The 23,000-nt window shown below is 60.1% G+C and carries 23 protein-coding genes; 18 read left to right on the forward strand and 5 right to left on the reverse strand.

Annotated features, from left to right (window positions below):
• Positions 1 to 42: 42 nt before the first annotated feature.
• Both hexR and uraH read right to left on the reverse strand, forming a co-directional pair.
• Positions 43 to 909 carry a transcriptional regulator HexR gene (gene hexR, locus DKB71_RS23160; RefSeq protein WP_008056956.1) on the reverse strand — a complete coding sequence of 289 codons (867 nt, stop codon included), beginning with the start codon at positions 907 to 909 and terminating at the stop codon, positions 43 to 45.
• A gap of 266 nt (positions 910 to 1,175) precedes the next feature.
• Positions 1,176 to 1,529, reverse strand: a complete 354-nt coding sequence (gene uraH / locus DKB71_RS23165; protein WP_008031462.1) for a hydroxyisourate hydrolase — start codon at positions 1,527 to 1,529, stop codon at positions 1,176 to 1,178.
• A 443-nt stretch (positions 1,530 to 1,972) separates the two neighbouring features.
• Between uraH and puuE the strand changes: the two genes are divergently transcribed.
• The 9 genes from puuE to DKB71_RS23210 all read left to right on the forward strand — a co-directional run bounded on the left by puuE (position 1,973) and on the right by DKB71_RS23210 (position 9,972).
• Positions 1,973 to 2,899 (forward strand): allantoinase PuuE, encoded by a 927-nt coding sequence (puuE, locus tag DKB71_RS23170; protein WP_274075359.1) that lies wholly within the window; start codon positions 1,973 to 1,975, stop codon positions 2,897 to 2,899.
• Positions 2,896 to 3,411, forward strand: a complete 516-nt coding sequence (gene uraD, locus DKB71_RS23175; protein WP_274075360.1) for a 2-oxo-4-hydroxy-4-carboxy-5-ureidoimidazoline decarboxylase — start codon at positions 2,896 to 2,898, stop codon at positions 3,409 to 3,411. Before puuE ends, uraD begins: the two co-directional genes overlap by 4 nt.
• Positions 3,412 to 3,499: 88 nt before the next feature.
• On the forward strand, positions 3,500 to 4,549 hold the full coding sequence (gene alc / locus DKB71_RS23180; RefSeq protein ID WP_408597666.1) for an allantoicase: 1,050 nt from the start codon (positions 3,500 to 3,502) through the stop codon (positions 4,547 to 4,549).
• Positions 4,537 to 5,040, forward strand: coding sequence for an ureidoglycolate lyase (locus DKB71_RS23185; RefSeq protein WP_007960046.1), 504 nt, complete (start codon positions 4,537 to 4,539; stop codon positions 5,038 to 5,040). Before alc ends, DKB71_RS23185 begins: the two co-directional genes overlap by 13 nt.
• A gap of 51 nt (positions 5,041 to 5,091) precedes the next feature.
• On the forward strand, positions 5,092 to 6,396 hold the full coding sequence (locus DKB71_RS23190) for a urate hydroxylase PuuD (protein ID WP_274075362.1): 1,305 nt from the start codon (positions 5,092 to 5,094) through the stop codon (positions 6,394 to 6,396).
• Positions 6,397 to 6,515: 119 nt separating this feature from the next.
• Positions 6,516 to 7,868, forward strand: a complete 1,353-nt coding sequence (locus DKB71_RS23195; RefSeq protein ID WP_323609180.1) for a nucleobase:cation symporter-2 family protein — start codon at positions 6,516 to 6,518, stop codon at positions 7,866 to 7,868.
• Positions 7,869 to 8,025: 157 nt separating this feature from the next.
• Positions 8,026 to 8,811, forward strand: coding sequence for an outer membrane protein OmpK (locus DKB71_RS23200; RefSeq protein ID WP_408597669.1), 786 nt, complete (start codon positions 8,026 to 8,028; stop codon positions 8,809 to 8,811).
• 1 nt (position 8,812) lies between these two features.
• Entirely contained in the window at positions 8,813 to 9,190 is a 378-nt protein-coding gene (locus tag DKB71_RS23205; RefSeq protein WP_408597671.1) for a hypothetical protein, read from the forward strand.
• Positions 9,187 to 9,972, forward strand: coding sequence for an outer membrane protein OmpK (locus DKB71_RS23210; RefSeq protein ID WP_046817966.1), 786 nt, complete (start codon positions 9,187 to 9,189; stop codon positions 9,970 to 9,972). The genes DKB71_RS23205 and DKB71_RS23210 overlap by 4 nt, the downstream gene beginning before the upstream one ends.
• A gap of 91 nt (positions 9,973 to 10,063) precedes the next feature.
• Here DKB71_RS23210 and DKB71_RS23215 read toward each other — a convergent pair whose 3' ends face one another.
• Both DKB71_RS23215 and DKB71_RS23220 read right to left on the reverse strand, forming a co-directional pair.
• Positions 10,064 to 11,218 carry a patatin-like phospholipase family protein gene (locus DKB71_RS23215; RefSeq protein WP_408597674.1) on the reverse strand — a complete coding sequence of 385 codons (1,155 nt, stop codon included), beginning with the start codon at positions 11,216 to 11,218 and terminating at the stop codon, positions 10,064 to 10,066.
• Between the two features lie 35 nt (positions 11,219 to 11,253).
• Positions 11,254 to 12,186 (reverse strand): lipid A biosynthesis lauroyl acyltransferase, encoded by a 933-nt coding sequence (locus tag DKB71_RS23220; protein ID WP_274075368.1) that lies wholly within the window; start codon positions 12,184 to 12,186, stop codon positions 11,254 to 11,256.
• Positions 12,187 to 12,304: 118 nt separating this feature from the next.
• Between DKB71_RS23220 and minC the strand changes: the two genes are divergently transcribed.
• The 9 genes from minC (at position 12,305) to DKB71_RS23265 (ending at position 21,174) form a co-directional block, all read left to right on the forward strand.
• Positions 12,305 to 13,042: a septum site-determining protein MinC gene (gene minC, locus DKB71_RS23225; RefSeq protein WP_274075369.1), complete on the forward strand. Its 738-nt coding sequence runs from the start codon at positions 12,305 to 12,307 to the stop codon at positions 13,040 to 13,042.
• Between the two features lie 200 nt (positions 13,043 to 13,242).
• Positions 13,243 to 14,055 (forward strand): septum site-determining protein MinD, encoded by an 813-nt coding sequence (gene minD / locus DKB71_RS23230; protein ID WP_008056976.1) that lies wholly within the window; start codon positions 13,243 to 13,245, stop codon positions 14,053 to 14,055.
• A gap of 3 nt (positions 14,056 to 14,058) precedes the next feature.
• Entirely contained in the window at positions 14,059 to 14,313 is a 255-nt protein-coding gene (gene minE, locus DKB71_RS23235; protein WP_007974947.1) for a cell division topological specificity factor MinE, read from the forward strand.
• 89 nt (positions 14,314 to 14,402) lie between these two features.
• On the forward strand, positions 14,403 to 15,038 hold the full coding sequence (locus DKB71_RS23240) for an RluA family pseudouridine synthase (protein WP_020800410.1): 636 nt from the start codon (positions 14,403 to 14,405) through the stop codon (positions 15,036 to 15,038).
• Between the two features lie 159 nt (positions 15,039 to 15,197).
• Positions 15,198 to 16,040, forward strand: a complete 843-nt coding sequence (locus DKB71_RS23245) for a hypothetical protein (protein ID WP_408597678.1) — start codon at positions 15,198 to 15,200, stop codon at positions 16,038 to 16,040.
• 106 nt (positions 16,041 to 16,146) lie between these two features.
• Positions 16,147 to 17,238, forward strand: a complete 1,092-nt coding sequence (locus DKB71_RS23250; RefSeq protein ID WP_408597680.1) for a hypothetical protein — start codon at positions 16,147 to 16,149, stop codon at positions 17,236 to 17,238.
• Between the two features lie 87 nt (positions 17,239 to 17,325).
• Entirely contained in the window at positions 17,326 to 18,615 is a 1,290-nt protein-coding gene (locus tag DKB71_RS23255; protein ID WP_046817960.1) for a M18 family aminopeptidase, read from the forward strand.
• A gap of 148 nt (positions 18,616 to 18,763) precedes the next feature.
• Positions 18,764 to 18,940: a hypothetical protein gene (locus DKB71_RS23260; RefSeq protein ID WP_274075372.1), complete on the forward strand. Its 177-nt coding sequence runs from the start codon at positions 18,764 to 18,766 to the stop codon at positions 18,938 to 18,940.
• A gap of 77 nt (positions 18,941 to 19,017) precedes the next feature.
• The gene (locus tag DKB71_RS23265; protein WP_408597683.1) at positions 19,018 to 21,174 is read left to right on the forward strand and encodes a mechanosensitive ion channel domain-containing protein; all 2,157 of its coding nucleotides are present in this window, start codon (positions 19,018 to 19,020) and stop codon (positions 21,172 to 21,174) included.
• Between the two features lie 77 nt (positions 21,175 to 21,251).
• On the opposite strand, the gene DKB71_RS23270 is transcribed toward DKB71_RS23265, so the two are convergent.
• A complete protein-coding gene (locus DKB71_RS23270; RefSeq protein ID WP_007973525.1) occupies positions 21,252 to 22,925 on the reverse strand; it encodes a DEAD/DEAH box helicase in 1,674 nt (557 codons plus the stop codon).
• Positions 22,926 to 23,000: the final 75 nt, after the last annotated feature.

A 23,000-nucleotide genomic window follows, 5' to 3' on the forward strand; every position in this document is an offset into this window, starting at 1 on the left:
TGACCACCTGTAGGAGCTGCCGCAGGCTGCGATCCTTTGATCTTAGTCGTCCAGCGCTTTCACCGACTTGGGTGACAAACGCAAGCTGCGCAGGCTGCGCTTGACGCTCTTGAGGTGGTTGACCAGGCTCGGCCCGCGGGCCATGGCCACGCCCATGGCCAACACATCGATCACCACCAGGTGGGCGATACGCGAGGTCAGCGGCGTGTAGATTTCGGTGTCTTCGTGAACGTCGATGGCCAGGTTGACGGTCGACAACTCGGCCAAAGGCGTCTGGCTCGGGCACAAGGTGATCAACGAGGCGCCGCTCTCACGCACCAGGTTGGCAGTGATCAGCAAATCCTTGGAGCGCCCGGACTGGGAAATGCAGATTGCCACGTCACTCGGCTTGAGGGTGACCGCCGACATCGCCTGCATGTGCGGATCGGAATACGCCGCCGCTGTCAGCAGCAAACGGAAAAACTTGTGCTGCGCATCCGCCGCCACCGCCCCGGAGGCGCCGAAACCATAGAATTCGACGCGCTGGGCCTGGGACATGAGCGTCACCGCCCGCTGCAATTCCAGCGGATCGAGCTTTTCCCGGACCTCCATCAGCGTGTGCAGGGTGGTGTCGAAAATCTTCAGGCTATAGTCGGCGACCGAGTCGTCCTCATGGATCGCGAACTGCCCGAAACTCGCCCCTGCCGCCAGGCTCTGGGCCAGCTTGAGTTTCAAGTCCTGGAAACCCGAGCAACCGATGGCGCGGCAAAAGCGCACGATGGTCGGCTCACTGATACCCACGCTGTGGGCCAGGTCGGCCATGGAACTGTGCATCACGGCCGCAGGATCGAGCAAAACGTGATCGGCGACCTTGAGTTCCGACTTGCGTAACAGGTGGCGAGACTGGGCGATGTGTTGCAGCAGATTCAAAGGGCTGGACTCTTTTTTATTTGGCAGGCGCCGGGGATGTAGCACGCTTGTAGTTATACTACATGAATCGTCTTTTTGCCTGCTGAATAAGTAACTGAATTGTCTTTGTCACACCCTGTTTTAGCGGTATGAGCCTTATGTAGCAGTAAATCCGGCCTTTGCCGCCAAGGATTTTTTGCGAAAAAAAAGCCCGCAGTGTGAGCGGGCGAAAGACCAAAGAAGCTATATGCGCAGTCGCTTCTAAGTGGAGGAAGCCGCTTGGGGGATCAGCTTCCTCGGTACGTTGAATAGCTGTAGGGCGAAATGAGCAGCGGCACATGGTAGTGATCCTGCTCGGCAGAGATACCAAAACGCAGCACCACCACATCCAGGAAAGCAGGCTCCGGCAACTGGACGCCACGGGCGCGGTAGTAGTCGCCTGCATGGAACTGAACCTGATAGACCCCGGTGCGGTAGTCATCGCCCTGCAGCAGCGGTGCATCGACACGGCCATCGCTGTTGGTTATCGCGCTGGCGACCAATTCCAGCTGCGAGCCTTCAACGCGGTACAGCTCGACCTTGATCGAGCTGCCCGGGCACCCGTGTGCAGCGTCCAAAACGTGTGTAGTCAAACGTCCCATTGATTCTGCGCGCCTGCCTGCATGTAAGCAGTCAGACCTCGCGCCTCCCGAAGTCAGTTGAAAGGAGACCGCACCGATTCGGAGCACGAAAAGCTGCGGCGAGCGACTGATTAAGACATTTCTCAAAAAAATTGTACACAATAAAAACGACATTTCGTCCGACACCGTCACCACACGGGCTTTTACCGTCGATTTTCCAGCGATCCTTGCGCCTGCGCCGCTTTCGAACCATTAGCTGACCAATCAGGCAAATTTCTTGCACTGGTCGGGTGACAGCCCAGAATCCGCACCACTGATGACCGTTGATGAAAAATGCAAAAAATCAGGCTTACAAAATGAATATAAAGTTGTATACAATCAACCCATCGCTGTGACGCCACCCTGCCATTTCACCCTCAGGCGCGCCACACCACCTGTCAACACGAACAAGAAGGAAGACTGCAGTGAGCGCTGACTACCCTCGCGACCTGATCGGTTACGGCAGTAACCCTCCGCACCCACACTGGCCGGGCAACGCCCGCATCGCCCTGTCGTTCGTACTCAACTACGAAGAAGGTGGCGAGCGCAACATCCTGCACGGCGACAAAGAGTCTGAAGCCTTCCTCTCGGAAATGGTCTCGGCGCAGCCGCTGCAAGGCGCGCGCAACATGAGCATGGAATCGCTCTACGAGTATGGCAGCCGCACTGGCGTCTGGCGGATCCTGAAACTGTTCAAGGAATTCGACATTCCGCTGACCGTGTTCGCCGTGGCCATGGCCGCCCAGCGTCACCCGGACGTGATCCACGCCATGGTCGAGGCCGGCCACGAGATCTGCAGCCACGGCTACCGCTGGATCGACTACCAGTACATGGACGAAGCCCAGGAACGCGAGCACATGCTCGAAGCGATCCGCATCCTCACCGAAATCACCGGCGAGCGCCCACTGGGCTGGTACACCGGCCGCACCGGCCCGAATACCCGCAAGCTGGTGATGGAAGAAGGCGGTTTCCTCTACGACAGCGACACCTACGACGACGACCTGCCCTACTGGGAACCGAACAACCCGACCGGCAAGCCGCACCTGGTGATCCCGTACACCCTGGACACCAACGACATGCGCTTCACCCAGGTCCAGGGTTTCAACAAGGGCGACGATTTCTTCGAATACCTCAAGGATGCGTTCGACGTGCTCTACGCCGAAGGCGCCGAAGCCCCGAAAATGCTGTCGATCGGCCTGCACTGCCGCCTGATCGGCCGTCCGGCGCGTCTGGCTTCGCTCAAGCGCTTTATCGAATACGCTAAAAGTCATGAACAGGTGTGGTTCAGCCGCCGCGTCGACATCGCGCGCCACTGGCACGAAACCCACCCGTACCAAGGGGCCGCGAAATGAGCGCCTTTCAAACATTGAAACCCTCGACCCTGAGCCGCGACGCCTTCGTCAAAGCCTTCGCCGATATCTACGAACATTCGCCATGGGTGGCCGAGAAGGCCTTCGACCTGGGCCAGGACGCCTCGATCGACGAGATCGAAACCCTGCACCAGCGCATGAGCGACATCCTGTTGAGCGCCGATCACGCCAGCCAGCTGGCCCTGATCAACGCTCACCCGGACCTGGCCGGCAAAGCCGCCGTCCAGGGGCAACTCACCGAAGCCAGCACTAATGAACAGGCTGGCGCCGGTATTCACCAATGCACGGCCGAAGAGTTCCAGCGCTTCACCGAGCTGAACGACGCCTACAAGGCCAAGTTCAAGTTTCCCTTCATCATGGCGGTAAAAGGCAGCAACCGGCATCAGATCCTCGCGGCGTTCGAAACGCGCATCCACAACCCGGAAGATACCGAGTTCAAGTGCGCGCTGGCGCAGATCAACAAGATCGCCCTGTTCCGATTACTGACCCTATAGCGACCTTGGCCCGAGCGTATCTGAACGCACAAATCGCCCAGGGCCCTGAGAGCATCCCAAGCCACTTATTTAAAGGCAGACAAGAAGAATGAAAGCTTACGCCGTACCTTTCGAGAAGTTCGTCAACCTGGCCGACGCCCGTCTGGGCACCAAGATCATCTCGGTCACCGATGACTGGTTCGCAGACGCCAACCGTCTGTTCCAACCGACCCCGGCCGTGTGGAAGGAGGGCGTGTTCGATGACAACGGCAAGTGGATGGACGGCTGGGAGTCGCGCCGCAAGCGCTTCGAAGGCTACGACAGCGCGGTGATCCGCCTGGGCGTGCCTGGCTCGATCAAGGGCGTGGACATCGACACTTCATTCTTCACCGGCAACTTCCCGCCGTCGGCCTCCCTGGAAGCCTGCTTCCTGGCCTCGGGCGAGCCGGACGCAAACACCCAGTGGACGGAAGTGCTGTCCGCCGTCGAACTGCAAGGCAACAGCCATCACTACCACGAAATCAGCAACGACCAGGCGTTCAGCCACCTGCGCTTCAACATCTACCCGGACGGTGGTGTTGCCCGTCTGCGCGTGTACGGCATCCCGTTCCGCGACTGGTCGGCTGTTGGCGACAACGAGCAAGTCGACCTGGCCGCAGCCCTCAACGGTGGCCGCGCCCTCGCCTGCTCCGACGAACACTTCGGCCGCATGAGCAACATTCTCAACCCGGGCCGTGGCATCAACATGGGCGACGGCTGGGAAACCGCACGTCGTCGTACCCCGGGCAATGACTGGGTGATCGTCGCCCTGGGCCACCCGGGCGAGATCGAGAAAATCGTCGTCGATACCCTGCACTTCAAGGGCAACTACCCGGACAGCTGCTCGATCCAGGGCGCATTCGTCAAAGGCGGTACCGACAGCCAGATCGAAACCCAATCGCTGTTCTGGCGCGAACTGCTGCCAAGCCAGAAGCTGGAAATGCACGCCGAACACACCTTCGCCGAGCAGATCAAGGCCCTGGGCCCGATCACCCACATCCGCCTGAACGTGTTCCCGGATGGTGGTGTGAGCCGACTGCGCGTTTTGGGCAAAGTCGCGAAGGCGTCAGAACCAACAACACAGAACTCAACGAAAAGAAGAACAGCATGCGCACACTGACGATTGAACCGCTGACCAAAGAAGCCTTCGCCCCTTTCGGTGACGTGATCGAAACCGACGGCAGCGATCACTTCATGATCAATAACGGTTCGACCATGCGCTTCCATAAACTGGCGACGGTGGAAACCGCCACGCCTGAGGATAACGCGATCATCAGCATTTTCCGCGCCGACGCGCAGGACATGCCATTGACCGTGAGCATGCTGGAGCGTCATCCGCTGGGCAGCCAGGCTTTCATTCCGCTGCTCGGCAACCCCTTTCTGATCGTGGTCGCGCCACTTGGCGATGAACCTGTATCAGGCTTGGTCCGCGCCTTCGTCACCAACGGCAGGCAGGGCATCAATTACCATCGCGGCGTTTGGCACCACCCGGTGCTGACGATCGAAAAGCGGGATGACTTCCTGGTGGTTGATCGCAGTGGCACAGGCAATAACTGCGATGAGCATTTTTTCAAAGAGGATGAGCGTTTGATCCTCGCCCCCCACCAATAAGAGAAGGTCTGATCACTCGACAACAAGAGTGACAGGCGAGAGGTAAAGACTGTGGAAGCACATCTGTTGGAATGGCTGAACCTGAGCGTGCGCTGGGTTCACATGATTACTGGCGTGGCCTGGATCGGCGCATCGTTCTACTTCGTCTGGCTGGAAAACAACCTCAATCGGGTCAACCCGAAAAGCGGTCTGGCCGGTGATTTGTGGGCGATCCACGGCGGCGGTATCTACCACCTGGAAAAATACAAACTGGCTCCACCGACCATGCCGGACAACCTGCACTGGTTCAAATGGGAAGCCTACTTCACCTGGATGTCGGGGATCGCGCTGCTGTGCGTGGTGTTCTACTCCAACCCGACGCTCTACCTGCTGGCTCCGGGCAGCACCCTGAGCGGTCCTGAAGGCGTGGCCATCGGTATCGGCTCGCTGTTCATCGGCTGGTTCATCTACTCCTTCCTCTGCGACTCGGCCCTGGGCAAACGCCCTGCCCTGCTGGGTTTCATCCTGTTCGTGCTGATCATCGGCGCGGCCTATGGCTTCAGCAAGGTGTTCAGCGGTCGTGGTGCGTACCTGCACGTCGGTGCGATCATCGGCACCATCATGGTCGGCAACGTGTTCCGCATCATCATGCCGGCGCAACGTGCACTGGTGGCGGCCATCGCCGAGAACCGCACGCCGGATCCGGCCCTGCCGGCCAAAGGCCTGTTGCGTTCGCGTCACAACAACTACTTCACCTTGCCGGTGCTGTTCATCATGATCAGCAACCACTTCCCGAGCACCTACGGCAGCCAGTACAACTGGTTGATCCTGGCCGGGATCGCGGTACTGGCGGTGTTGGTGCGTCACTACTTCAACACCCGTCACGATAGCCACAAATATGCCTGGACCCTGCCGGTGGCAGCGGTGGGCATGATCTGCCTGGCCTATGTGTCCGGTCCGAAGCCGATGTCCAGCGCACCTGAAGTGGCCAAGGCACCTGCCGCAATCGAGTACCAGCCGCTGCCGGAAACTGCAGTGGGCGGTGGCTTGAAACCGGCTGAAGCCAAACCTGCCGAGGCACCTGCAGCCGCACCGGCGCAAGCGTCCAACGCAGGCCCGGGCTTCGACAAGGTGCACAGCGTGATTCAGGAACGTTGCGCGGTTTGTCACTCGGCCAAACCGACCAGCCCGCTGTTCAGCGCAGCTCCGGCCGGTGTGATGCTCGACACCCCCGAGCAGATCCGCCAGAACGCGGCGCGGATCCAGGCTCAAGCCGTCGCCAGCCAGATCATGCCACTGGGCAACATCACCCAGATGACCCAGCAGGAACGTGACCTGATCGGCGCCTGGATTGTGCAGGGTGCCCCGACCAATTAATCGTTGAAAAGCTTCGCTGGCAAGCCAGCTCCTACAGGAGCTGGCTTGCCAGCGATTGGCCGCAACGCGGTCCCCCTGATGCACAAAATCACAAGAATAAAAATGATCCGAGGTGTTGCATGTCCGAGCTCTCCCCAGCACGCATCCCCGACGCACCCGCCATTCAGCGTTTGCCCCTCTTGCAACTGATCCTGGTCGGTTTGCAACATGTTCTGCTGATGTACGGTGGCGCCATCGCGGTGCCGCTGATCATCGGACAGGCCGCTGGCCTGAGTCGTGAAGAAATCGCCTTCCTGATCAACGCCGACCTGCTGGTCGCCGGCATCGCCACCATCGTCCAGTCACTCGGTATCGGCCCCATGGGCATTCGCATGCCGGTGATGATGGGCGCCAGTTTCGCCGCCGTCGGCAGCATGGTCGCCATGGCCGGCATGCCCGGTATCGGCCTGCAGGGGATCTTCGGTGCGACCATCGCCGCCGGGTTCTTCGGCATGCTCATTGCGCCGTTCATGTCCAAGGTCGTGCGCTTCTTCCCTCCTCTGGTGACCGGCACGGTCATCACCTCGATCGGTTTGTCGCTGTTCCCCGTGGCCGTGAACTGGGCCGGCGGCGGCGCCGATGCCGCTCAATTCGGTTCACCGATCTACCTGACCATCGCCGCGCTGGTGCTGGGCACCATCCTGCTGGTGCACCGCTTCATGCGCGGGTTCTGGGTCAATATTTCGGTGCTGATCGGCATGTGCCTGGGTTACGTGCTCTGTGGCGTGCTGGGCATGGTCGACCTCAGCGGCATGGCCCAGGCGCCATGGCTGCAATTCGTCACGCCGCTGCACTTCGGCATGCCGAAATTCGAACTCGCACCCATCCTGTCGATGTGCCTGGTGGTGGTGATCATTTTCGTCGAATCCACCGGGATGTTCCTCGCCCTGGGCAAGATCACCGGCCAGGAAGTCTGCCCGCGCATGCTGCGCCGTGGCCTGCTGTGCGACGCCGGCGCCTCGTTCTTCGCCGGCTTCTTCAACACCTTCACCCACTCCTCCTTCGCGCAGAACATCGGCCTGGTGCAGATGACCGGTGTGCGTTGCCGTTCGGTGACCATCGTCGCCGGCGGTTTGCTGATCGTCCTCAGCCTGCTGCCCAAGGCCGCGTTCCTGGTAGCTTCGATCCCACCGGCGGTGCTGGGCGGCGCGGCGATCGCGATGTTCGGCATGGTCGCCGCCACCGGGATCAAGATCCTCCAGGAAGCCGATATCGGTGACCGACGCAACCAGTTGCTGGTGGCGGTGAGCATCGGCATGGGCCTGATCCCGGTGGTGCGTCCGGAATTCTTCGCCCACCTGCCCCTGTGGATGAGCCCGATCACCCACAGCGGTATCGCCATGGCCACGCTCAGTGCCCTGACGCTGAACCTGCTGTTCAACATCCTTGGCGGCGCCGAACGCGCGGCCATCAACGACTGCCACGCCCACTAAGTCAGAAGCACACCCCCCCTGTAGGAGCCGGCTTGCCGGCGAAAGCGGAGTGCCAGGCGAGATTGATGTTGGATCTTATGGCCTCTTCGCTGGCAAGCCAGCTCCTACAGGTAGGGTGTTTCTGCGCCTTGAAAATAAGAAAAAGAGGGAGCAACAGATGATTCGTACCCAGACAAACCTGTTGTTGGCGGGCGGTCTTTTGGCCGCCACTCAAGCCATGGCCGGCGATTTGCTGCTGTGGCAAACCAACAGCCTGAGCTATCTGTACGGCAAGGATTTCGCGGTCAACCCGTCGATCCAGCAGACGGTGACGTTCGAGCACGCCGACCGCTGGAAGTACGGCGACAACTTCATGTTCATCGACAGCACCTACTACAACGGCGAGCAAGACCGCAACAAAGGCGTTCACGCCTATTACGGCGAGTTCAGCCCGCGCCTCTCCCTGGGCAAGATCCTCGACCGCCGTTTCGAATTCGGCCCGATCAAGGACGTGCTGCTGGCCATGACCTACGAGAACGGCGAAGACGACACCGAGGCCTACCTGATCGGCCCCGGTTTCGACCTAGCGATGCCGGGCTTCAACTATTTCACCCTGAACTTCTATAACCGCCAGACCGAAGGCTCGCGCCCCGGCGACGATGTCTGGCAGATCTCACCAGCTTGGTCCTACACCGTTCCATTGGGCAATTCGAGCCTGTTGATCGACGGTTACCTGGACTGGGTGGTGGACAACGACCAGAACGCCCACGGCACCTATCACGCCAACGTGCACTTCAACCCGCAGATCAAGTACGACCTGGGCAAAACCCTTGGCTGGCGGGAAAAACAGGTGTACGTCGGCGTCGAATACAGCTACTGGAAAGACAAGTACGGCATCGAAAACAACGGCAACCTCGACACCAATGAAAACACCACCAGCCTGCTGGTGAAGGTGCATTTCTAAGATGACCCGCAACCGTGCCCCACACCTGTCGTCGGTGCGCCGTTGCGGGGCACTTGAGACCTGGCCGAGGAGTCAGTATTCTCCGCGGCCGCCTGAATCCGCTTTAAAAAAAAGCCCGGATTTAATTCCTGACCAGAAAGCCAACTTATCCCGGCCCTGGACGGTACCAAGGCATCCCCAAACCACTCTCAATCGACTGTTTTTGAGCAGCCGAGCGGGAGTTTTTTGGTTTTCTGAAAGCCTTGGCGCAGCTCTTGCTAACAGCACTAAAGCTGACCGAATGGATGATTTTTTGCAGCTACAGAAAAAGGCGCCACACCAGAGCGTCGACCTTAAAAAAATAACGCGGAACCACTACTTTTTGGGAGCAACCGAATGAAACGTACGTGCACTAGCCTGATGCTGGCGGGATCATTGCTGGCGGGGGGTCAGGCCATGGCCGGCGACTTGCTGCAGTGGCAGAACAACAGCCTGACCTATCTGTATGGCAAGGACTTCCAGGTCAACCCGCGCATCCAGCAGACCGTGACCTTCGAGCACGCCGACGGCTGGAAATACGGCGACAACTTCTTCTTCATCGACAAGATTTTCTACAACGGCAAGGAAGACTCTTTCGCGGGCGAGAACACCCACTACGGCGAATTCAGCCCGCGCCTGTCGTTCAACAAGATCTTCGACCAGAAACTGGAATTCGGCCCGATCAAGGACGTGCTGCTGGCCATGACCTATGAGTTCGGCGAAGACGACACCGAGTCGTACCTGATCGGCCCGGGTTTCGACCTGGCGATCCCCGGCTTCGACTACTTCCAGCTGAACTTCTACAACCGTCACACCGAAGGCGACCGCCCGGGTGACGATGTCTGGCAGATCACTCCGGCATGGTCCTACACCATCCCGGTGGGCGACTCGGACGTGCTGATCGACGGCTTCATGGACTGGGTCGTCGACAACGACGTGAACGACAAAGGCGAATACCACGCCAACCTGCACTTCAACCCACAGGTCAAATACGACCTGGGCAAGGCGCTGAACCTGGGCGCCAAGCAGTTGTACGTCGGTGTCGAGTATGACTACTGGAAAAACAAGTACGGTATCGAAGACAGCCAGGGTTTCAAGACGGATCAGAGCGTGACCAGCTTCCTGGTCAAGGTGCACTTCTGATTTAAAATCAAAAGATCGCAGGCTCCGCCAGCTCCTACAGGGAAACGCATTCCAACGTAGGAGTTGCCGCAGGCTGCGATCTTTTGCGTTATCACGCCAACCCCATAAACCGGCAAAGTTCATCGCGCTTGGCCAACGCATCCCGCCGCCCCAGATCAATCAATTCGCTGCAATACCCCGCCTCGAACAGCAGATAACTCAACACCCCTGCCCCACTGGTTTTGGTCGCCCCCGGCCCGCGCAGGAACAGGCGCAGCGCCGCCGGCAATTCCTGGCGATGGCGGGCGGCAATTTCGTCGATCGGTTGACTCGGTGAAATCACCAGCACCTCTACCGGTGCCACGCCAAGCGCACGGGTAGGTGTGCCGTCGGGCAGGAGGTGGCTGAACTGATTCAAACGCCGCAGCAACTCGATGTCGCTTTCCAGGCTGTCGATGAAGGTACTGTTGAGCATGTGCCCGCCAATCTGCGCCAGGGTCGGTTGCTGCCCGGACCAGGCGCGCTGCAGCGGTTGCTCGGGATCGATGCCCCGCGGGTTGCCACTGACCCCCACCACCAGCACTCGACTGGCGCCCAGGTGCAACGCCGGGCTGATGGGAGCCGATTGGCGTACCGCGCCGTCGCCGAAATACTCCTCGCCGATTTTCACCGGGGCGAACAGCAGCGGAATGGCCGAACTGGCGAGCAAATGGTCGACGGACAATTGGGTGGGAATGCCGATGCGGCGATGGCGCAACCAGGCGTCGATGGTGCCGCCACCCTGGTAGAAGGTGACAGCCTGGCCGGACTCATAGCCGAAGGCCGTGACGGCAACCGCGTGCAACTGTCTTTGGGCGATGGCTTCGGCGATGCCGTTCATCGGTAATATGTCGTCGAGCAATCCGCGCAACGGCGAGCTGTCGAGCAACGCCACCGGCACCTGCGCGCCAAGGCCCAACAAACTGTGACTGACGAACCGGGTGGCCTGGCTGATCACGCCCGGCCAGTCGCTGCGCAACACTTGGTGACTGCGAAACCCCTGCCAGAATGCCGTCAGGCGCTCGATGGCCGCGCGAAAATCCATCGCCCCGCTGGCCAGGCTGACCGCATTGATAGCCCCGGCGGAGGTGCCGACAATCACCGGAAAAGGATTGTCCGCGCCCAAGGGCAGCAACTCGGCAATCGCCGCCAGCACACCCACCTGATACGCCGCCCGAGCCCCGCCGCCGGAAAGAATCAACCCTGTGACCGGTTCAGCAGGACTCATCGCAACGCTCCATGGTGCAGGTCGGGATCGGCCGTTCAGCCGCGTTTTGCGTACAGCTTCGGTTCACCGGGCGGCCGGCTCTTGAAACGGCGATGAGCCCAGAGGTATTGCTCCGGGCAGTCACGCAAGACGCCTTCGATCCACTGGTTGATGCGCAGGCAGTCCGCTTCCTCGGTTTCACCTGGGAAGCCTTCGAGCGGCGGGTGAATCACCAGGCGATAACCACTGCCGTCCGCCAGGCGTTCCTGGGTGAACGGCACCACCAGCGCCTTGCCGAGTCGCGCGAACTTGCTGGTGGCGGTGACAGTGGCGGCCTGGATGCCGAACAACGGCACGAAAATGCTTTGCTTGGCGCCATAATCCTGGTCCGGTGCGTACCAGATCGCCCGGCCGGCACGCAGCAACTTGAGCATGCCGCGCACGTCCTCGCGCTCCACCGCCAGGGAATCCAGATTGTGCCGCTCGCGACCGCGACGCTGCACATAGTCGAACAGCGGGTTCTTGTGTTCGCGGTACATGCCGTCGATGGTGTGCTGCTGGCCGAGCAGCGCGGCACCGATTTCCAGCGTGGTGAAGTGCACGGCCATCAGGATCACGCCCTTGCCGTCACGCTGGGCATTCTTCAGGTGCTCCAGGCCTTCGATATGTGCCAGTTTCGCCAGCCGCTCACGCGACCACCACCAGCTCATCGCCATTTCAAAGAAGGCGATACCGGTGGAAGCGAAGTTTTCCTTGAGCAGACGCTTGCGCTCGGCCGCGGATTTTTCCGGGAAGCACAGCTCGAGATTGCGCTTGGCAATGCGCCGCCGGTCGGCCGCTGCCCGATACATCAAGGCACCCAGGACCCGGCCGATCCACAGCAATGCAGGGTACGGCAGCTGGACAATCAGCCATAACAGCCCCAGGCCGCACCAGAGCGGCCAGAAACGCGGCATCAGAAAGGTTGTTCGAAAACGCGGGCGATCCATTAAAGGTTCCGAAAAGACGATGGCCGCGCATTCTACATCGTTCGACCCGGCTTGCGGCTCGCCGGCGTTCTCGTTATAAGTCTGGGCACTTTTAGTGACAAGTCGTTGTATGCCGAACATGAGCCAAACCGAACCGCTAGACCAAGATCCCGTGTTCCAGCTGAAGGGCAGCATGCTCGCCATTACCGTGCTGGAACTGGCCCGCAATGACCTTGAGGGCCTCGATCGGCAACTGGCCGCCAAGGTTGCCCAGGCGCCGAACTTCTTCAGCAACGCGCCGTTGGTACTGGCCCTGGACAAGCTCCCGGCCAATGGCGGCGCCGTCGATCTGCCCGGCCTGATGCGCGTTTGCCGCCAGCATGGCCTGCGTACCCTGGCGATCCGCGCCAGCCGCATCGAAGACATCGCGGCCGCCATTGCGGTCGACCTGCCGGTGCTGCCGCCATCCGGAGCCCGTGAACGGGCGCTGGACCTGAACGAAGGCGTCGTGGCGAAAAAGCCGGAAAAACCCGCGGAACCGAGCATCAAGCCGACGAAAATCATCACTTCGCCAGTACGTGGTGGCCAGCAGATCTATGCCCAGGGCAGCGACCTGGTGGTGATCTCCTCGGTCAGCCCGGGGGCGGAACTTCTCGCCGATGGGAACATCCATGTATACGGCCCGATGCGCGGTCGTGTGCTGGCCGGCGTCAAAGGCGACACCAAGGCACGGATTTTCTGCCAGCAAATGAGCGCTGAACTGATCTCCATCGCCGGTCATTACAAGGTTTCCGAAGATCTGCGCCGCGACCCGTTGTGGGGTTCGGGCGTGCAGGTCAGCCTGTCAGGCGACGTGTTGAACATCATTCGGCTTTAACGGATACTGCCGCATTTTCCAAGCATCTCTAAAACGTAGCGAAAACGGCTCAAACGAAGTAGGAAACCGGCTACAAACAGTGTTTACCGGGGGTAAACGCCATTTGCGGCCCATTCCAGCCAAGGCTGTCCAACTGCTGTAGTTTTTCAAGAGATGTTTTTCAGGGGCTAAAAGTCCTTTTTCCTTAGGGGTGAAACACCTTGGCCAAGATTCTCGTGGTTACATCCGGCAAGGGTGGTGTGGGTAAGACCACCACCAGCGCCGCTATCGGTACCGGCCTCGCTCTGCGCGGTCACAAAACAGTCATCGTCGACTTCGACGTCGGTTTGCGTAACCTCGACCTGATCATGGGTTGCGAGCGCCGCGTGGTGTATGACTTCGTCAACGTGGTCAACGGCGAAGCCAACCTGCAACAGGCCCTGATCAAAGACAAACGCCTGGAAAACCTCTACGTGCTGGCAGCCAGCCAGACCCGCGACAAAGACGCGCTGACCGTCGAAGGCGTAGAAAAAGTCCTGATGCAACTCAAGGAAGACTTCGAGTTCGTGGTCTGCGACTCCCCGGCGGGTATCGAAAAAGGCGCCCACCTGGCCATGTACTTCGCTGACGAAGCGATCGTCGTGACCAACCCGGAAGTGTCCTCGGTGCGTGACTCCGACCGCATGCTCGGCCTGCTGGCCAGCAAGTCGCGCCGTGCCGAGCGCGGCGAAGACCCGATCAAGGAACACCTGCTGATTACCCGTTACCATCCAGAGCGCGTGAGCAAGGGTGAAATGCTCGGCGTCGAAGACGTCAAGGAAATCCTCTCGGTGGCCCTGCTCGGCGTGATCCCTGAATCCCAGGCGGTGCTCAAGGCATCCAACCAGGGCGTTCCGGTGATTCTCGACGACCAGAGCGATGCCGGCCAGGCCTACAGCGACACCGTAGACCGCCTGCTGGGTAAAACCGTGGAACATCGTTTCCTCGATGTACAGAAGAAGGGATTCTTCGAGCGCCTGTTTGGAGGCAATTAAACAATGAACCTTTTTGACTTCTTTCGTGCCAACAAAAAGCAAAGCACCGCGTCGGTAGCGAAAGAGCGTCTACAGATCATCGTGGCGCACGAACGCGGCCAACGCAGCACCCCGGACTACCTGCCGGCCTTGCAGAAGGAACTGGTGGAGGTGATTCGCAAGTACGTCAATATCGGGTCCGATGACGTGCATGTCGCACTGGAAAGCCAGGGCAGCTGCTCGATTCTGGAACTCAATATCACCCTGCCAGATCGCTGAGTCGATCCGGCTGGAGCCACGGCGGTTCAGGCCCATCAGGTATCCTGTTGGGCCTGAACCGCCGTTGGCGTTTGTTACGAGGCTGTTTGATGCCGCTGTCCAATATCCACATCATCCATGAGGACGCCGCTGTCCTGGTGGTCAACAAACCCACCCTGTTGCTCTCGGTGCCCGGTCGGGCCGACGACAACAAGGACTGCCTGATTACCCGCCTGCAGGAAAACGGCTACCCGGAAGCGCGAATCGTCCATCGCCTGGATTGGGAAACGTCCGGCATTATCCTGCTGGCCCGCGATCCCGACACGCACCGTGAACTGTCTCGACAATTTCACGACCGCGAAACCGAAAAGGCCTACACCGCCTTGTGCTGGGGTCAGCCGGAGCTCGACAGTGGCAGCATCGACCTGCCGCTGCGCTACGACCCCCCGACCAAGCCACGCCACGTGGTGGACCATGAATTCGGCAAACACGCCCTGACCTTCTGGCGAGTGCTGGAGCGCTGTGGCGATTGGTGCCGCGTCGAACTCACACCGATCACCGGACGCTCGCACCAATTGCGCGTGCACATGCTGTCGATCGGTCACCCGCTGCTGGGCGACGGACTCTACGCCCATGAGCAAGCCCTGGCCGCCTGGCCACGACTGTGCCTGCACGCGAGCATGCTCAGCTTCACTCACCCTCAAAGCGGTGAGCGACTGCGCTTCGAGTGCCCTGCGCCTTTTTGAGCCAATGAACCCTCGAGCTCATTGAAAACGCCCTTCCTCCGAAGGGCGTTTTCATTTCTCGTTACAAGTACCCAGATATGGAAATTTGGTGAAAACATTGTCATAAAAATGTAATAAATCGTAAAATGATGGCAATCAGACAGCAGGCAGGAAGCCCCCGTGCTTAGCAGTAAAAAGCTTCAATCCGACTACCCCATCACCTTTGTATCCGGCAACACCACCCTGCACCTGAGTCGTCCGCCCAGCGTCGAAGCACAACAGGCGCTTGAACAACTCATAAAAAAACGCAAAACCAACAAGCTCACACGCGCGAGTGCGCCGCTGGCCTCTGGTCCCACACCTTTGTTTGCCAAGGTCCAGCCATTGGATACATTCAAGGCAAAAGTACGCGTCACCCTAGGTAAACCGCAGCGCAATGGTCGATTCGACTGGCCACTGGAGGAGTTGGTGAACACCCGGGAAGCCCAACGCCGCGGCGTTTCAATGCCCGCGCTGGAGGGTTATGGCTATACACGGGATCGGCTGGGCCTGACCCGCGAATACTTCATCCTCACGCACCTGCTCGATAAGCACATCGACGGCATGCAGTGGCTTAGACGCAACCCGGACCAGGTCGAAACTTTCATTTTGAACGCGTTCGAACTGCTCAGCTCGCTGTCCCGAAAGAACATCACGCACATGGACTTCTGGGCCGGCAATATCATGGTCCCCGAAACGTCGCAAAAACCGCTGAAAGCCATAGACTTCGAAAACTGTTTTGCCGAGCGCACCCCTCACTCCAGTGCGACACTCGGCTTTCAGCTGGGGTTCTTCTATCACCGCGAGATCTACAAGCTGATTACCGAAGCCGACTATGACCACTTGGTTGGTGAATACATCCAGGCGCTCCCCGGTCTTTCGCGAGAACAGTTCGATGAGGCTTATCACCCGAGCAAACATGAGCATGTCGGGCGTAAACAGCGACGTGAAGTCTTCCTCAGCGGCAGACTGATCACCGGCTGACAGCCGCACCAGGCCATTCGCGGCGCAAATACTTCCAGTCAACAGTGCACCTGCATTGCCCCAGGCCAATACGGTAAACTTGCGTCTCTGTTGCCTGGAGCTACTTATGCGCGAAGCGCTGACCCCCCTGGAAAAAACACCGCACCAGTTGCTCTACCTCATCTATGGCAACCAGGATGTCTACCGGCGCGAAGCCAAGTTCAGCATGCTCACCGCCCTGGCACAGCTCAAACGGGGTGAGTCGCTGTGCATCAGGGTCATGACCGATCGTCCCGAGGATTATGCTGGCTGGCCGGTCGACACCATCGCCCTGGACGAGCAGACCCTGGCCCAATGGCAGGGTGAAAACGGCTATCACCACCGGCGCAAGGCCTGTGCTATCGCCCAAGGGCTGAAGCTTGCACAGAAGACCCTGTTCGTCGACACCGACACGCTGTTCCTCGAATCGCCCCATCGCGTCTTCGAACGGATCGGGCCCGGGCGCTACGTCATGGACCGTTTCGAGTACGACTGGAGCTACGTCTGCGAACGCCCCGACTACGTCAAACTCGGGCGTTGCCTGCAAGCTCATGGCATCTCCTCCGACAATAGTTTCAAGCTGTATAACAGCGGGCTGTGCGGTGTCACTGACAGCGATACGCCCCTGCTGGAAAAATCGATCCGCCTGATTGATGAATGGACCCAGGGCTCTTTCGACATCCATACCATCGAGCAGATCGCCCTGTCGTTCGCCATGCGCAACCAGCCCGTTCAGGAGGCGAAGAAATTCGTTTATCACTACTTCGCTGAAAAACGCTTCTTCCACGCCATGCAGAAGCATTTTTTCAGCCGCCATGGCGAGCAGTTCCGCCCAGAGCTCCCAGCCTTGTGCACTGAGGTCCCGCGCTGCAAACCCGTGCCCTCACCCTGGAACCGCCTGCGCATCAAGTGGAAACTGCGCAACAAGCACAAGAGCGTGAAAAAGGTCGGTCGTGACCTGCTGTATGGCAGCGCGGCGCCTGATCATCCGTATTACGAAGTGTGCCGCCATGAGTGGTGGGAGTCCGCTTCCCGGGAGATCCTGCGCTGGGAAGAAGACCAACAGCAAAGGTTCTTCGGCACGGAAAAGGGTCGCTGGCCGAAACACCTGCCCCGGCCAACCAAGTCTTCGGACGAACAAACCATCATTGCCTACCTGCGCGAGCGGATGAATCATTGACGGCTTGGCGGGCTCGGCGCTGAAAGCTCTTGCCCAATGCGCCGGGCCAATACGTTAAACTGGCGCCATTGCTGTCTGGAGCTACTTATGCGCGAAGAGTTGAACCAAGGCCTGATTGATTTCCTCAAGGCCTCCCCTACCCCGTTCCACGCTACCGCCAGCCTTGTTCAGCGCCTGGAAGCGGCGGGCTTCCAACGCCTGGACGAACGCGAGCCATGGAACACCGAGGCCAATGGACGCTACTACGTCACCCGCAACGACTCGTCGATCGTCGCGATCAAGATGGGCCGGCACTCGCCGCTGCACGGTGGCATTCGCCTGGTTGGCGCCCATACCGACAGCCCATGCCTGCGGGTCAAGCCTCAGCCGGAACTGCAACGCCAGGGTTTCTGGCAATTGGGCGTCGAAGTCTATGGCGGCGCCCTGCTGGCCCCCTGGTTCGACCGCGACCTGTCCCTGGCCGGCCGCGTGACCTTCCGTCGTGACGGCAAGGTCGAAAGCCAGCTGATCGACTTCAAGGCGCCGATCGCGATCATCCCCAACCTGGCCATTCACCTCAATCGTGAAGCCAACATGGGTTGGGCGATCAATGCCCAGACCGAGCTGCCACCGGTACTGGCGCAATTCGCCGGTGACGAGCGCGTGGATTTCCGTGCCGTGCTCACCGACCAGCTGGCCCGCGAACACGGCCTGAACGCCGACGTCGTGCTGGATTACGAACTGAGCTTCTACGACACCCAAAGCGCGGCGGTCATCGGCCTGCATGGTGATTTCATTGCCGGTGCGCGCCTGGACAACCTGCTGTCCTGTTATGCCGGCCTGCAAGCACTGCTGACCACCGATACCGACGAAACCTGCGTGCTGGTCTGCAATGACCATGAGGAAGTCGGTTCGTGCTCGGCCTGTGGCGCCGACGGCCCGATGCTGGAGCAGACGTTGCGGCGCCTGCTGCCCGAAGGCGACGAATTCGTGCGCACCATCCAGAAATCCCTGCTGGTCTCGGCCGACAACGCCCACGGCGTGCACCCCAACTACGCCGACAAACACGATGCCAATCACGGCCCGAAACTCAACGCCGGCCCCGTGATCAAGGTCAACAGCAACCAGCGCTACGCCACCAACAGCGAAACCGCCGGGTTCTTCCGTCACCTGTGCATGGCCGAAGAAGTGCCGGTACAGAGCTTCGTGGTGCGCAGTGACATGGGTTGCGGCTCGACCATCGGGCCGATCACCGCCAGCCACCTGGGCGTGCGTACCGTGGACATCGGCCTGCCGACCTTCGCCATGCATTCGATCCGCGAACTGTGCGGCAGCCATGACCTGGCGCATCTGGTCAAGGTGCTGAGCGCGTTCTACGCCTGCCGCGAATTGCCGTAGGTTCCTGTAGGAGCTGCCGCAGGCTGCGATCTTTTGACTTTAAAAATCAAAAGATCGTCCGAACGCGGCCCGAGCCTGCGGCAGCTCCTACACGGATCGTAGATAATCCACCTAGACTTTAACTATCCCTTTTGACAAGGCAGTCGCCATGATCACGATGTCCTCGTTCCACGGCATGCTCATCCCCATTCTCATCGGGATGATCATGCTGGCAGTCGGTTTCAACTTTCGCGACAAGAACGCGGGCGTGCTCGCCATGTGGCTCGGCATGCTGCTGATCCTCGCCACGGTGATCTTCAAGATCCTCGCCAAACTCAACGAATAAATCCCCACCCCGGCTCGCATTGGTCCAGACGGGCTCGTACACTCGGTCGATCTGCCCATTTCGAGGTTGACCGCCTAGTGTTCGCTCGTCTATTCGCCCTGCCGTGCCTTTTCCTTATCTGCCTGATGACGCTGATGCCGTCAGCGCCTGCCCAGGCCGTCGGGCTGCCGAGCCTGCTTGGCAGCCCGGCAAAAACCCAACCCGAGGCGCAGGAACCCCTCGGGCAATCCCTGGATGAAGTCATCAAGTCGCTGGAGAACGATCAGCAGCGCAGCAAGCTGCTGGCGGATCTGAAGAAGCTGCGCGACGCCACAAAAAAAGCCCAGCCGGTCGCCGAGGAAGGCGTACTGGGCCTGATTGGTGGAACCCTGGCCAGCTTCGAAAAGCAGTTTTCCGGCGTCGACAGCCCGCTCAATCGCTGGTCCAGCGAGTTCGACCTGGCCAAGGATGAATTGACCGCGCTGATACTGCCGGCCAACGAGTGGCTGCCGATCATCTTCGCCTTTGCCATGATCCTGATGGTCTGGAGCCTGCTGGCGGCGGCGCTGATCTGGGTCAGTCATCGAGTGCGCATGCGCTTTGGCCTGACCGAAGAACTGCCGCAACACCCCAGGGCCCTGGACATGCTACGTTTCGCCCTGCGCAAGCTGGGGCCGTGGCTAATCGCGCTGGTCATCACCGTCTACATGAGCTACGCCCTACCCTCGTCACTCGGTAAAAGCCTGGCCATGGTGCTGGCGTATGCGCTGGTGGTCGGCACCTGTTTCTCGGCGATCTGCGTGATTGCCTTTTCCCTGCTCGACGGCCCGCACCGTCACCGCGCCCTGTACATCCTGCGGCACCAGGCCTTCCGGCCGCTGTGGCTGATCGGCAGTTTCGCCGCTTTCGGTGAAGCCTTGAACGACCCGCGCCTGGTGGAAAGCCTTGGCGTGCACCTGGCACATACCGCGGCGACGGTGGCCAACGTATTGGCCGCATTGTCCACGGGGTTGTTCATCCTGCGGTTCCGCCGCCCGATTGCCCACTTGATCCGCAACCAGCCGCTGTCCCGGCGCCTGACCCGCCGTGCCCTCAGCGACACCATCGATATTCTCGGCACCTTCTGGTACGTACCGGCGCTGGTGCTGGTGGGGATTTCCCTGTTCGCCACCTTCGTCTCGGCCGGCGACACCAGCACCGCGCTGCGCCAGTCGCTGATCTGCACCGTGTTGCTGGTGTTGTGCATGGTCATCAATGGCCTGGTACGCCGTCACGCCCTCAAGCCGCAACGCGGGGCGAAGCGTCATGCCCTGTACTCGGAACGCCTGAAAAACTTCTTCTATACCCTGGCCCATCTGCTGGTCTGGCTGGCATTCATCGAGCTGGGCCTGCGGGTCTGGGGCATGTCATTGATCAGCTTCACCGAAGGCGAAGGCCATGAGGTCAGCGTCAAACTGTTCAGCCTGGTCGGCACGCTGATCTTTGCCTGGCTGATCTGGATCCTCAGCGACACCGCCGTGCATCACGCCCTCACGCGCTCGCGCAAAGGCCTGGCCAACGCCCGCGCACAGACCATGATGCCGCTGATCCGCAACGTGCTGTTCGTGGCGATCTTCATCGTCGCGCTGATCGTCGCCCTGGCGAACATGGGCATGAACGTCACGCCACTGCTGGCCGGTGCCGGTGTGATCGGCCTGGCCATCGGTTTTGGCGCGCAATCGCTGGTGGCCGACCTGATCACCGGGCTGTTCATCATCATCGAAGACTCCCTGGCCATCGACGACTACGTGGACGTCGGCGGCCACCTGGGTACCGTCGAGGGCCTGACCATTCGTACCGTGCGCCTGCGGGACATCGACGGCATCGTCCACACCATTCCGTTCAGCGAAATCAAGAGCATCAAGAACTACTCCCGGGAATTCGGCTACGCGATCTTCCGGGTCGCGGTGCCTGCCAACATGGACATCGACAACGCGATCAAGCTGATGCGCGACGTCGGCCAGAAAATGCGTACCGACCCGCTGCAGCGGCGCAATATCTGGTCGCCCCTGGAGTTTCAGGGCGTGGAGAGTTTCGAGTCCGGCAATGCGATCCTGCGGGCCCGGTTCAAGACCGCCCCGATCAAGCAGTGGGAAGTTTCACGGGCATTCAACCTGTCGCTCAAACGACATCTGGATGAAGCCGGACTGGACCTGGCCACACCGCGCATGAGCATCCATGTGGTGACGGCGGGCGGCGGTGAAGAAAAGGGTTAAACAGTTAAACGCAGGCCAAAAAAATCCCCGAACCAGTCGGGGATTTTTTATGTTCGATCAATCAGCCCGAGGGCGGATCAATCTTCGCGGTAGCGACGCAGCTTCAACTGCTTGCCGGCAACGCGAGTGTCCTTCAGCTTGGTCAGCAACTTCTCCAGACCATCTTCCGGCAGCTCGACGAGGCTGAAGCTGTCACGCACCTGGATGCGACCGATGGCTTCACGGGCCAGACCACCTTCGTTGAGGATGGCGCCCAGCAGGTTCTTGGCAGCGATACCATCACGCGCACCCAGCGCGGTACGGCAACGAGCACGGCCTTCGCCCAGTGGCATCGGTGCGCGACGCTCGCGGTCACCACGCTCTGGACGATCACCGGAACGCTCTGGACGATCGCCACGCGGTGCGTTGTTCGGCACCAGTGGACGTTCTTTCTCGATGGCGGCCAGGTTCAGCGCTTGACCGTTGGTAGCCTTGCGCAGCAGGGCTGCGGCCAAGGCACGCGGGCTGCAACCGATGTCGGCGGTCAGGCGATCGAGCAGATCACCGTGGGTCGATTCGGCTTCAGCCACCAGCGGCGACAGGCTGTTGGTCAGCTTCTTGATGCGCGCATCCAGAACGGCTTGAGCGTCCGGCAGGCGAACTTCAGCAACCTTCTGACCGGTTACACGCTCGATCACTTGCAGCATGCGGCGCTCACGTGGAGTCACCAGCAGCAGCGCACGACCTTCGCGACCAGCACGGCCGGTACGGCCGATACGGTGAACGTAGGATTCCGGATCGTACGGCATGTCAACGTTGAACACGTGAGTGATGCGCGGAACGTCCAGGCCACGAGCAGCAACGTCGGTCGCCACAACGATGTCCAGACGGCCATCCTTGAGGGAGTCGATCACGCGCTCACGCTGGTTCTGGGCAATGTCACCGTTCAGCGCAGCGGCTTTGTAGCCTTTGGCTTCCAGGGCACTGGCCAGGTCCAGGGTCGCTTGCTTGGTGCGCACGAACATGATCAGGGCGTCGAAGTCTTCCACTTCCAGCAAGCTGAGAACGGCAGAAGTCTTCTGGTCAGCGTGAACCAGCAGGTGAGCCTGCTCGATCGCGGTAACGGTCTGGGTCTTGCTCTGGATCTTCACGTGCTTCGGATCGCGCAGGTGGCGCTCAGCGATGGCACGGATCGATTGCGGCAAGGTGGCCGAGAACAATACGGTCTGACGGGTTTCCGGCATGGCCTTGAAGATGACTTCCAGGTCGTCCATGAAGCCCAGCTTGAGCATTTCGTCAGCTTCGTCGAGAACCAGGTGGTTCACGGTCGCCAGTACTTTTTCGTCGCGACGCAGGTGGTCGCACAGACGGCCCGGAGTGGCGACAACGATCTGTGCGCCATTACGGATTGCTTTCAATTGTGGGCCCATCGGCGCGCCGCCGTAGACAGCCACAACAGTTACGCCCGGCATTTGCTTGGCGTAGGTTTCGAAAGCGGTTGCAACTTGTAGCGCCAACTCACGAGTTGGGGCCAGGATCAGAGCTTGCGGCTCGCGCTTGGACGGATCAATGCGGTGCAGGATAGGCAGGGCAAAGGCAGCGGTTTTACCGGTACCGGTTTGCGCCTGGCCAATCATATCGTGACCGGCGAGAATGATCGGGATCGACTGCTGCTGAATGGCCGAAGGCTCTTCATAGCCGGTAGCGACTACTGCAGCGACAATATTAGGGTGAAGTTCAAGAGCGGCGAAGCCGCCGATTTCCTGGGTCATGGGTCTGCCTCTAAGTGCATCCGCAAAGACCCATGCTCCAAAGCTGCGCATGCCGTGTTGAGACTCAAGAGTCGC

The sequence above is a fragment of the Pseudomonas sp. PLMAX genome (assembly GCF_046042685.1).
GTDB classification, from domain to species: domain Bacteria; phylum Pseudomonadota; class Gammaproteobacteria; order Pseudomonadales; family Pseudomonadaceae; genus Aquipseudomonas; species Aquipseudomonas putida_AE.